The 11089-nt window shown below is 42.4% G+C and carries 11 protein-coding genes and 3 pseudogenes; 7 read left to right on the forward strand and 7 right to left on the reverse strand.

Features of this window, described 5'->3' with window-relative positions:
• Positions 1–234 precede the first annotated feature (234 nt).
• Positions 235–690 (reverse strand): peroxiredoxin, encoded by a 456-nt coding sequence (locus VE944_RS26640; RefSeq protein WP_324984299.1) that lies wholly within the window; start codon positions 688–690, stop codon positions 235–237.
• Positions 691–926: 236 nt separating this feature from the next.
• On the opposite strand from VE944_RS26640, the gene VE944_RS26645 reads away from it, so the two are divergent.
• From VE944_RS26645 to VE944_RS26655, 3 genes are all read left to right on the forward strand, one after another.
• Positions 927–2054, forward strand: a complete 1128-nt coding sequence (locus VE944_RS26645; RefSeq protein WP_324984302.1) for an acyltransferase family protein — start codon at positions 927–929, stop codon at positions 2052–2054.
• A 70-nt stretch (positions 2055–2124) separates the two neighbouring features.
• Positions 2125–2826 carry a CAP domain-containing protein gene (locus tag VE944_RS26650; protein ID WP_324984305.1) on the forward strand — a complete coding sequence of 234 codons (702 nt, stop codon included), beginning with the start codon at positions 2125–2127 and terminating at the stop codon, positions 2824–2826.
• 354 nt (positions 2827–3180) lie between these two features.
• Positions 3181–3888 carry a CAP domain-containing protein gene (locus VE944_RS26655; RefSeq protein WP_324984308.1) on the forward strand — a complete coding sequence of 236 codons (708 nt, stop codon included), beginning with the start codon at positions 3181–3183 and terminating at the stop codon, positions 3886–3888.
• 144 nt (positions 3889–4032) lie between these two features.
• Here the strand turns inward: VE944_RS26655 and VE944_RS26660 are convergent, their stop codons facing one another.
• Entirely contained in the window at positions 4033–5415 is a 1383-nt protein-coding gene (locus VE944_RS26660; RefSeq protein WP_324984311.1) for a carotenoid oxygenase family protein, read from the reverse strand.
• Positions 5416–5725: 310 nt separating this feature from the next.
• The gene (locus VE944_RS26665; protein ID WP_324984314.1) at positions 5726–6292 is read right to left on the reverse strand and encodes a PadR family transcriptional regulator; all 567 of its coding nucleotides are present in this window, start codon (positions 6290–6292) and stop codon (positions 5726–5728) included.
• A gap of 394 nt (positions 6293–6686) precedes the next feature.
• On the opposite strand from VE944_RS26665, the gene VE944_RS26670 reads away from it, so the two are divergent.
• The 4 genes and pseudogenes from VE944_RS26670 to VE944_RS26685 all read left to right on the forward strand — a co-directional run bounded on the left by VE944_RS26670 (position 6687) and on the right by VE944_RS26685 (position 8099).
• Complete coding sequence (locus VE944_RS26670) at positions 6687–7100, forward strand: hypothetical protein (RefSeq protein ID WP_181373946.1); 414 nt, start codon at positions 6687–6689, stop codon at positions 7098–7100.
• A 257-nt stretch (positions 7101–7357) separates the two neighbouring features.
• Positions 7358–7501, forward strand: a pseudogene (locus VE944_RS26675) (IS5/IS1182 family transposase); the annotation flags it as partial.
• Between the two features lie 5 nt (positions 7502–7506).
• Positions 7507–7635, forward strand: a pseudogene (locus VE944_RS26680) (IS5/IS1182 family transposase); the annotation flags it as partial.
• Positions 7636–7940: 305 nt separating this feature from the next.
• Positions 7941–8099, forward strand: coding sequence for a tetratricopeptide repeat protein (locus VE944_RS26685; protein ID WP_324984331.1), 159 nt, complete (start codon positions 7941–7943; stop codon positions 8097–8099).
• Positions 8100–8423: 324 nt separating this feature from the next.
• Here the strand turns inward: VE944_RS26685 and VE944_RS26690 are convergent, their stop codons facing one another.
• From VE944_RS26690 to VE944_RS26705, 4 genes and pseudogenes are all read right to left on the reverse strand, one after another.
• On the reverse strand, positions 8424–8987 hold the full coding sequence (locus VE944_RS26690) for a transposase (protein WP_324984322.1): 564 nt from the start codon (positions 8985–8987) through the stop codon (positions 8424–8426).
• A gap of 7 nt (positions 8988–8994) precedes the next feature.
• Positions 8995–9369, reverse strand: coding sequence for a helix-turn-helix domain-containing protein (locus VE944_RS26695; RefSeq protein ID WP_324984324.1), 375 nt, complete (start codon positions 9367–9369; stop codon positions 8995–8997).
• 176 nt (positions 9370–9545) lie between these two features.
• Entirely contained in the window at positions 9546–10730 is a 1185-nt protein-coding gene (locus VE944_RS26700) for an NADH:flavin oxidoreductase/NADH oxidase (protein WP_324984328.1), read from the reverse strand.
• A 220-nt stretch (positions 10731–10950) separates the two neighbouring features.
• Positions 10951–11089, reverse strand: a pseudogene (locus VE944_RS26705) (oxidoreductase); the annotation flags it as partial.

The following is an 11089-nucleotide window of genomic DNA, read 5'->3' on the forward strand; positions in this document are numbered from 1 at the left end:
TTTTATCAGCCTTGGGTCTCCAAATGCCGTTCCTGGTGTCGTCGATGCGTGAATTAAGATTGGATTATCCATAGTTTTTGCTTCTCAAAAATCCTCTGCACCTACTTTACATCCGACTTGTGTATACACGGTAGCCCCGCAAGCGGGGAGGGGAGACAAAGCGTAGCTTTGACGGGGTGGGGTTCTTCGGGTTTAATAAGCAATCAAGCGGACATGATATAACTCCCCACTCCCCTATCTTGCAATCTGTTGCAAAGTTTTCAGCGCTTCCTCAACGTGACCTTTAAAGTTAAACATTGAATCAAAGACGTATTGCACAACTCCTTGTTGGTCAATAACGTAAGTAACGCGACCAGGGAATAAGCCAAAGGCTGCTGTTGCGCCATATAGCTTTCGCACTTGGTCGCCTTTGTCAGTTAACAGCGTAAAAGGTAGATTGTATTTCGCAGCAAATTTTTGGTGAGATTCGGTGGAGTCAGCACTCACGCCGACAACTTCAGCGCCAGCGCTTTTAAACACTTCATACTGATCGCGAAAGGCGCAGGATTCAGCAGTACATCCGGGTGTGTCATCCTTGGGGTAAAAATATAGGACAACATTTTTGCCGCGAAAATCTTGGAGGCTAATTGTTGAGCCGTTTTGAGCAGGGAGAGTGAAATTAGGGGCGGTATCTCCAACTTTGATTGGCATAGCGAGTTGTGGTAATTACTTAACAAAATTTTACCTTGTATCTAAGTTTATAAATTTTGCTTGATTACTTGTATCAAGCGGGGTAGTTTAGTACAGCTTTGCGTAAAATCGTAGCGTTTTTAATGTAAGGGAACGCATTGGCATTGTCAGCCGATGCATTAGCATTGCCAAATTTAATTCGCTACGAATTAATGAAATGCTGTACTTAGATACTCATCTAACAGAAAATTCCGCTTATGCGCCTGACTTCACTGGATGTTTTTCGCGGCATTACCATAGCTGCGATGATTCTCGTCAATATGGCGGGAGTCGCAGATGATGTATATCCTCCCTTAGCCCACGCCGATTGGCACGGTTGTACACCAACTGATTTGGTATTCCCTTTCTTTCTGTTTATTGTCGGCGTAGCAATGACTTTCTCGTTGTCAAAGTACACCGAAGATAAGAAACCAACCTCAGCTATTTACTGGCGCATCTTACGCCGCGCCGCCATTCTCTTTGCCTTGGGATTGCTACTAAATGGCTTTTGGAATCAAGGTATTTGGACTTTTGACTTGAGTAGTATCCGCATTATGGGAGTGTTACAGCGCATCAGCATTACCTATCTGCTGGCTTCCTTAATAGTTCTCAACCTTCCGCGCAAAGGTCAATGGATACTAGTAGTTGTGTTACTTATCGGCTACTGGTTAACGATGATGTACGTACCAGTCCCAGAATATGGCGCGGGAGTTTTGACGCGGGAAGGTAATTTTGGCGCTTATATTGACCGTCTGATTATTCCCAAAGCACATCTATATAAAGGTGATGGTTTCAACTTTATGGGAGATCCAGAGGGACTGTTCAGTACTATTCCTGCGATAGTAAGCGTCCTCGCTGGCTACTTTACTGGTCAATGGATACGCAGTCAACCTATACAGTCACGCACAAGTATAGGTTTAGCATTATTTGGAGTTGGTTGTTTAATTATCGGTTGGTCGTGGGGGTGGATATTTCCCATCAACAAAAAGCTGTGGACAAGCTCTTATGTAGTTTTCACCAGTGGTTGGGCGTTACTATTGCTAGCAGCTTGTTATGAACTCATTGAAGTCCGGGCGAATCGTCGCTGGAGTAAACCTTTTGAAATTATGGGCTTAAATGCGATCGCACTTTTCGTTCCATCCGTTTTATTGATTAAAATTTTAGTGAAAACCACTATCGGCACAAGCAAAGATGCTCCCAGTACCTACAATTGGATTTACCAGAATTTTTTCGCATCTTGGGCCGGAGTACTGAATGGTTCCCTGTTTTTCGCCATAGTCACCATGTTGTTGTGGTGGGCTGTTGGCGTTCTGATGTATCGCCAACGCTGGTTTCTCAAAGTGTAAATTTGCGTAAGTCCTAATTTTGTCTAATTCCCTCAAACTATTAATCCATAGAAAAATTGTGAGGTAATAAATGCGCCGCATGAAACTTTGGGTGTTTTTGCCAATTGCGTTGATATTTGGCTACTCAGATCAACTGTTTCAATCTAACTCGTCTGTAGCCTACTCTAACCCAGCATTAGTTCCACAAACTAGTCCGACTTTATCAAAAGTGAGTTACCTTTCATCGTTAGAACAAGAGGTAATTGTTGAAACAAATAAGATACGAACAAATCCTAAATCATACCTCCCGATTCTAGAAAACTATAGAAAGCGCTTTGAGGGAAACCTAGTAAAGGTTTCTAATAATACCTATTGGCAAACTCAAGAAGGAGTCAAAGCAGTTGATGAAGCGATCGCATTTTTGAAATCAGCACCTCCTGTGGGAGCATTGAGTCTATCTAAGGGTATGTCTTTAGGCGCAAAAGACCATGTTAAAGACCAAGGCCCAAAAGGTGCTACAGGTCATGATGGTAGCGATGGTAGCAACCCCTTTACTCGCATTAACCGCTATGGCAGATGGCAAACAACCGCAGGTGAAAATATCACTTATGGCTTCAACACTGCTGAAGATATTGTCATGCAATTAATTATTGATGATAGTGTGCGCGATCGCAGTCATCGAAAAAACATTTTTAACAGCGCTTTTAAAGTGTCTGGTGTTGCTTATGGAACTCACAAATTATATAGAACAATTTGTGTAATTAATTACGCTGATGGGTATAGGGAGAAATAATCGCAGTTGGGCAGTGGCGACAAATACCGAAGGTTCTGAATTATTGTACTTAAAAGCAGGCATAATAAATTAAAAAAAATTTTGTGCTTTACGTTTAAGTGTTAGCTAGGTTACAACAGGTATTAAGTAATCTTTTTTAACACTCAAGGAACAAAGATGATAGCAGTGTTATCTATACTCTTGATCAACTTATTTCTATTCTTCTTAGGGGACTGATCGAAGTTTTAATGTATGATAACAAGCCGCTTCTAAAATTATGAATCAAGAAGCGTCTCCAAACTTCTGTGTGTGTTGAAAATTATTATTTCTTCTAATTTACTAAATTAATCCATAGAAAAAATTGTGAGGTAATGAATGTATCGCATTAAATTTTGGGTACTTTTGCCAGTAGCCCTGATATTCGGTTGCTCAAATCAACTGTTGCAATCTAGCCCGTCTGTGGCAAACTCTAACGCAACAGTAGTTAAACCTAGCACTTCAACTTTATTAGCAAAGGCGAGTTATCTTTCACCACTGGAACAACAGGTAATTGTTGAAACAAATAAGGTACGAACAAATCCCAAGTCATATCTCCCGATTTTGCAAAACTATAAAAAGCGCTTTGAGGGGAACCGAGTCAAAATTTCTAATAATACCTATTTGCGAACTCAAGAAGGAGTCAAACCAGTTGATGAGGCGATCGCATTTCTGAAATCAGTACGTCCTGTGGGGGCGTTGAGTGCATCAAAGGGTATGTCTTTAGGAGCAAAAGACCATGTTAAAGACCAAGGCCCAAAAGGTGCTCTAGGTCATAATGGTAGCGATGGTAGCAGTCCCTTTACTCGCATCAACCGCTATGGTAAATGGCAAACAACCGCAGGCGAAAATATCAGCTATGGCCCAAACACCGCCCAAGATATTGTCATGCAGTTAATTATTGATGATGGTGTACCTGATCGCGGTCATAGAACAAACATTTTTAACGGCGCTTTTAAAGTGTCGGGTGTTGCTTATGGAACTCACAAATCATATAGAACAATTTGTGTAATTAACTACGCTGGTGGGTATAGGGAAAAAACGTAAACGCGAATTCCACTAACCTCTCTCTGCTTTGAACTAAAGTTTAAATCTGTCCCTCTCCGACTCGGAGAGGGACAGGTTTTGCGTAGCACAACCAGGGAGAGGTCTTTTTATAATAATTGCTGACTGTAAAAGCGAAATGATCGACTATTCCCCTGCAACCCAAGTACCATGAAATCCATAAGGCACTCGTTGAGGAATTATCACCCGCGCTACAGGTTCAGCAGTCATATCTTGGGCATTCACCACTACTAATTCTGAAGTATCTGAACCCTCATCGTGGACGAAAGTCATAAGCCAACCATCATCCTCAGCCGTTGCACCAGGACGCGGCGCAAATACAGCTTCACCGCTATAGCGCCCCTTTCCGAATTCGTGGGTTTGAGACTTTCCACTGCTGAAGTCGTACTTAATAATACCTTCAAATAAAGGTAGGGGATTGTTTGCCGCTTTGTTAGTGTAGCCATATCGGTTTGGTCGCCCCAATAGGTTTTCGTTGACGCGGGGAAATTCAGAAGCTACATCATCTAACATTTCTTCGCGTACTGTTCCCGTGCTGAGGTTAAATCGCCAGCGATACAAGCGCGGGATATTTGCTTCTGGGTCGGGTTGCGAATCACTAGAAATCAAGACGGTAGTAGAACTCATGCGACAAGCAATCAGCACTACTTCGTCTCCCTCTTCGTAAGCGTTGAGGGTATGGAAGACGTAGCAAGAGGGACTCTCAAACCATCGGATATTACTGTTGTTACCGTGACGTGCTACAATGCCAAAACGACTTGAGCGATCGCGCTCAAACATTATGACAGGTTCTCCCCGTTGCGCTCTTTGTGGGTTAAAAGTCAACGGCAAATCCATAAAAATGGTGTAGTTTTCAGTAATGGCGAAATCGTGCATCATCACCCCCATTGGCAGGTCAATTGGCACTGTCCACAACAATTCGCCTTGTGCTGAAACCACACTATATTGCAGGTACGGTGGCGCAAAGAAAGAGTAGCCAAAGAACATCATTTCGCCCGTCACTGCATCTACCTTGGGATGGGCTGTGAAGGCAGAAACCAGCTTGCCATTGTAGTTATACTCGCCAATAGTATCTAAGTCAGGAAGCTTGATGCCGTGAGGTTTACCTCCCTCATTCAGCGCCAACATCTGACCAGCGTGCCACACTAAGGCAGTATTGGCAGTATTTTTGTAACCACCGTGAGGGTTATCCATTCGTGGTGGTTCTAACAACCCACTCCAGAGAGCCTTACCTGCAACTCGTTCTTTTTTCCATCCGGCTGTCTGGACGTAGCGGTTGCGATAAGTGGCTACGCCATTGCTAATTTGCACACCATGCAACATCCCATCCCCATCAAACCAATGATATTCACCGATGGGTTTCCATTGAGGGTTAGGGCCATTTCGGACAAACATCCCCGATAAGTCAAGGGGTAATTCACCAATGACTGGCAACTTGTCGGTGGTGATTTCTTCGCGGACTGGAGCAAAATTACGATCGAGATAAGGATTGACTGCTATTGTTACCATTGCCTTGATTTATCAGAGTTACAGAAAAACGAGCTAGAGCCAACGGCTTCCTCTTTTTGAGATGCTAGCGCAAAGGTTCTGGTGAAAACGCCCCATAGTATAATTTTGAGCCTGTGGACGTATCTAAACAGAAAATAGCCAATCATCCGAAAGAAGCCGATTGGAACAGGAATCCCCCTCGCTTTAGGAACATCCAAAAATTAAATTACTCAATTCCAACATCCAACGTCACTATCCAATTTTTTCTCCCCCTGCCTTCCAAAACGATTGATTATTTTTTTAGTTGGAAGTCCTTTAATGCTAGGGAGTATCAAAGAATCTGATAATTTGATGCATAAGTCTTTTGGTGAGTGATAACATTGAGCGCTATCTTCAACCAATCAATATAAGTCTGTTCTCTTCGGATCACCAACTCTAACACAAGCCTTTGCATTACTTGCTCACGGTTGGCAGATTCATCACCAAGTGATGGCAAATCAATGATTTCACATTCAGCAAGCTTTTTCCTTCTAGCCGCTAATTGTTCTTCCAGTAGGTAAATGATAGTGTCATTCGGCAACTGATCTGCAAAATGCAACTGGACTAGCATTGGTTCTCGGATAGTTGGCAAAGGCTGATGAGTCCCAAGCCATCGGGTAAATTCGGCTTTCCCTGGCTCCGTTACGCTGTAGACTTTGCGGTTGGGGCGATCGCGCCCAATCTCAATTGTACAGGTAATCCAGCCTTGCTCAACTAGCTTATCGAGAGTTCTGTAAATTTGTGCTTGGTCTGCTGGCCACAAATGGGCAATGCATTGATCAAAGCAGCTCGTTTTGAGGTCATAGCCCGTCATTTCCTGCTGCTGAAGAAGACCTAGAATTACGTATGCTAGCGACATTAAGACAGTTTTCCCATAATTGATATTTTCTCGATAGGTTCTACACTATGTACTTCTTATAAGTTTATGCTAATATATGAGTAATCAAATATAAGATACAACAGTTATAAAAAGATATGTTGATTGTCATGCGTCTTAACAAGGAAACCGAATACATAAACTGAAGTTGGGCAGATGGCTAATAATGCTGTTTGCACAAGACAGTGAGGCAATGTATGTTGAGTGACGCTCCCGTATACCTGCGGGGATCTTGCTACGCCATCATTGGATATGCTTCTCATCGCTAGCGTATCACTCAACAAACCAGTTGTTCGCTACAGTCTATTCGTGATGAATACTGACGCAGCAATTATTTAAGCCATTCAAGACTATCGTAACGAAAGGATGGGTAACCTTGACTTCTAACACACTTTCACAAAGAATACGTCAACATCAATATCTGCGTGATTTACGAAATAAATTACTCCACCTTCATAAGATGTTGCTGGATACAGAACGCATTGCCTACGAACAAGTTAGTGGACGAGTATCAAGCGGAGAACTACTTCAGCTAGTTATCGCTCATGAACAATTTGCTTGGCTACATCGCATTTCCGAGATGGTTGTGCAAGTTGACGAAATGCTCGAAGCAGATGAACCGATAGCAATAGAGGATTTTGAAAAGTTGATTGCTGATGTCCGCACGTTGATTATACCGTTAGAGACGGGCAATACCTTCGAGAGAAAGTATTACAACGCTCTCCAGCGCGAACCTGCTGCTGTGTTGGCACATGCGGAAATATCAAGATTTCTCACGTCTAAGGTTTAAGGTAGCCTTGTGAAGGCGACATGGCAAGACTTGGGGCTTAAGCCCCAAGTTCTGGAATAACCTCTTATATCAATCATGTCTGTTTGATTGCTTATTAAACCCGAAGAACCCCACCCCGCCAAAGCTATGCTTTGTCTCCCCTCCCCGCTTGCGGGGAGGGGTGTAATGACTGTGGTTAATAACTATAGAACTCTTGCAAAAGTGTTTTGTGGTATGATTAAAGGTTTGGCAATTTGCAATTAGGACTTTGAGGAACAGTGAAAATAGAGAACGCCAAACAGCTTACTGCAAAAAAATTTAAGCGAATCACTGGAGTGAGCCGTAAAACCTTTGAATTAATGGTTGATGTAGTTAAAGCTGATGCTCAAAAAAAGAAGAAGCCTGGTCGCCGTCCTAAATTAACTATGTTGAACACGTAAATCGTCGTCTAAAGATATTTAAAATTTTGTCTGATAGATATCGAAACCGTCACCGACGTTTTGGCTTAAGGTCGAATTTAATTGCGGGAATTTATAATCACGAATTAGCACTATAAATTGAATAAAAAAATCGAATTAACCAATAGTTTCAGTATTAATCAATAACTGAAATGATGTTTGCTGTCATCTTCTTAATTAGCGTAGGCGCAGCCCGCCGTAGGCATCGCTAGATAATACTTGCTAGAAGAAAGTGATAGCCTCTTACTATTTCAATGTTCCAAAATTTAAAATATAACAACCCTTAATTATACCATAAAATATTTATGCAAGAGTTCTACTCATTACTTATTTAATTAATGAGATGTGGTGAGAAATCCAGGAACAAACAAATGCTGTCGCTCAACCTGACTTTTGACGGGATGTGGAAAAGGGGATAGACTTTTGCAAGAGGTCTAGCGATGCCGAACCTTTGTATATCGAAGCTTTGGAAATTGCTGAACAACGGCTGGGGGCAAATCATCCCAATACAATAACCTACCGTGAAAATCTGGAATACTTGCGGCGGAATCGTCAGCCTTGATTCAGGAGAATGGTTGCTTTTGTCTGCCGTTGGTTTCAGTAATTTAGGTAATCTGCACCGGCTGCATTACCCGCCTGGGATTCAAATTTTAGTCTAATAAGTAGGCAACATAATTAATTACACAATGTCATTGCAAATGCAGTGAAGCAAAATAATGCGATCGCAACGCCTAGAACTACTTCTCTACGATATGATCTGCGAAGGGTGCGATCGCAATGACTGTAAATCTTTTTGTTTGTCTACTTAATGAGCCTTTTAGCTCCATTAATGAGCCTCTGAACTCCATTAATGAGCCTTTGAACTTCATTACAGCATCTACGGCTATTATGAGGTACAGTAGCAGCAACTAGCAAACCAGTTTCTTAAATGTTGAGGATTTATTAAGTCGAGTGCAACTGAGATTAATTTATCAACCATTTCCGTTGTAGTTGGAGCAAAACTGCGTAAAAAAGATTTAAGTTGTGACCACCATAATTCAATTGGATTAAAATCAGGGGAGTATGAGGATAAACAAATAACTTTCGCACCTACAGCTTCAATCATTGGCACAATTGAATCTAATTTAGGCGCGGATAAATTATCCATTACTACCACTGCTCCTGCCCATAAATGCGGCACTAAAAATTTCTCAATAAATAATTCAAATGCAATGCCATCCATTGAACCATTCATTGTCATTAATGCAACTACTTTTTTAATACTAATTGCTCCAATCACTGTAACTTTTGAGCCTCTATAGAAGGGGTTAAAAGAGTAAGCTTTTGTTCCCATTTGTGAACGGGCATGAGTCCTCGTTAACCCAAATAGGACACCAGTTTCATCCAAAAATACTAAATTTTCTGGCTCTATATGTTTGATCTTTTCCCAATAATCTAGTCTTAAATTCAAGACTCTCTCAGTAAGAGCTTGGGTACTCCGCTTTGTTTTTTTTCCGGTTTAATCCTAATTTCTGTAACGCACGACACATTGCACTTTGACCTACCCAATTGCCAGTCTTGTCTGCAAATAATTCACACAACTCTATCAATGTTGCATCTGGATATGATTCAACTAATTCTCTCAACTCTGTGTCAGCATTTGTTAAATGACTAAATTGTGGCTTTCCTCGCGGTTTAGATTGTAAATTTCCTTCAACTTTTTGTTGTTTTACAAGCTTTTGTACTAAACTTTTTGAGACTGAAAAAATGTTAGCCACTTTCCTGATTGAAATGTTTTTCTCAAGATGTGCTGCAACTATTTTTTCTCGAAGATCAACAGAGTAGGACTTCATTTAAAAGTATTTATATTTTAATCTACTGTACCTCATAATAGACGTAAGTGCTGTAAAGAGTCTTTTAGCTCCATTTACTGATCATCTGCGGAAACATAAGTCAATTGCGATCGCACCGTGGCAATCTCAAACTTTACCATTGCGATCGCAACACCTGCTGTTTAGATTTATTTCCCTTATCTCCGTTGTTTAACTGCATAGCCGTAAGGCAAAGCCCAGTTCGGTTCTTCATCCAAATGGGAACGCGCATGAATTGACCAATATGGATCGCGGAGCATTTCTCTACCGATGAGAACTAAATCCGCACATCCACGAGTAATTACTTGGTTGGCATACTCAGCCTCCTTTATCATCCCCACAGCCCCTGTCCTAATCCCAGCCTCTTCTCGGATTTTGGCAGCAAAAGGCACTTGATAACCTGTCTGCACGGGAATCCTGGCATGAGGGACTAAGCCTCCTGTGGAAACGTCGATTAAATCAACGCCTAATTCCTTTAATTCGCGGGATAATATAACTGACTGCTTGAGATCCCAACCTCCCTCTACCCAGTCGGTAGCAGAGAGGCGCACAAAAAGCGGCATCCCGGTTGGCAGAATCTCCCGGATTCGTCTTGTAACCTCCAGTAACAAACGCATTCGGTTTTCTAACGAACCTCCGTAACGATCTGTTCGTTGATTACTTAGCGGCGAAAGAAAGGAATGCAGTAGATATCCATGAGCCGCGTGGATTTCGATAATCTGAAAGCCCGCTTGAACGGCACGCTGGGTTGTAGCAACGAAGGCTTCAACCACCTCTTCAATCCCAGCCTCATCGAGGTCTATGGGAACGGGGCCGCCCTCTTGAAACGGAATTGGGCTTGGGCCGACTACAGTCCAACCGCCTTCTTCAGGTGTTAACGGTGTACCACCCAGCCAAGGAACATTGCAACTCGCCTTCCGGCCAGCATGGGCTAATTGAATCCCTGCGATCGCTCCTTGCTCACGAAGGAAGCGGACAATACGAGCTAGTGGCTCGATGTGCATGTCGTCCCAAAGACCAAGATCGCCAGGGGTGATTCGCCCTTGGGCTGTCACGGCTGTAGCTTCCACTACAATCAGATGAGTGCCTCCAGTAGCCCGACTCCCCAAATGGACAAAATGCCAATCATTTGCCAATCCATTCTCTGCCGAATATTGACACATTGGTGACATTGCGATGCGATCGGGCAGGGTGATATCTCGAATTTTCAGTGGACTAAACAAGTCCACTTCCGGTACATCCGAGTCGTGCAGACTTGTTGATTGACAACCGGGAGAATCTATGAATTCTAATTCGGTCTGGGCTGGAGATGATGGCAAGGTATTTAGATTCTCTGTAGTCATGCTGTTACTTTTCCATGCTTTTTGCTAGCTCGTCAAAATCAATTCTAGATAAGGAGTTTCAGATATTGGGTGTCTAATTTTTTGTGACTTCCCAAACGATTTTTAACTAATTCCCATAATTCCCCATCCCTCTATAGTGTAGAGATGTAAAAAACTTCCAAATAAAAAAACATCCCATTGCAAGCAGACAAAGTAAAATTTTCCCCTGCCCCCTGCTCCCTCATAGTCCTGCAAACCACTCATAACCCTGATCCTCCCAATAGCCTTTACGAGGTAACAAATTGCTGACGAATGTAATTTGAGTTACCCACTTACTTTGCTTGTAGCCCAGTTTAATTGGGGATGCTAGGCGTATGGGC

The sequence above is a fragment of the Nostoc sp. genome, assembly GCF_035638895.1.
Classification (GTDB): Bacteria; Cyanobacteriota; Cyanobacteriia; order Cyanobacteriales; family Nostocaceae; genus Nostoc.

Coding starts and splice junctions, on each gene's coding strand:
- VE944_RS26645 (WP_324984302.1), top strand. CDS start 927: ATGCGCCTGACTTCACTGGATGTTTTTCGCGGCATTACCATAGCTGCG.
- VE944_RS26700 (WP_324984328.1), bottom strand. CDS start 10,730: ATGACTACAGAGAATCTAAATACCTTGCCATCATCTCCAGCCCAGACC.
- VE944_RS26640 (WP_324984299.1), bottom strand. CDS start 690: ATGCCAATCAAAGTTGGAGATACCGCCCCTAATTTCACTCTCCCTGCT.
- VE944_RS26655 (WP_324984308.1), top strand. CDS start 3,181: ATGTATCGCATTAAATTTTGGGTACTTTTGCCAGTAGCCCTGATATTC.
- VE944_RS26695 (WP_324984324.1), bottom strand. CDS start 9,369: ATGAAGTCCTACTCTGTTGATCTTCGAGAAAAAATAGTTGCAGCACAT.
- VE944_RS26660 (WP_324984311.1), bottom strand. CDS start 5,415: ATGGTAACAATAGCAGTCAATCCTTATCTCGATCGTAATTTTGCTCCA.
- VE944_RS26650 (WP_324984305.1), top strand. CDS start 2,125: ATGCGCCGCATGAAACTTTGGGTGTTTTTGCCAATTGCGTTGATATTT.
- VE944_RS26665 (WP_324984314.1), bottom strand. CDS start 6,292: ATGTCGCTAGCATACGTAATTCTAGGTCTTCTTCAGCAGCAGGAAATG.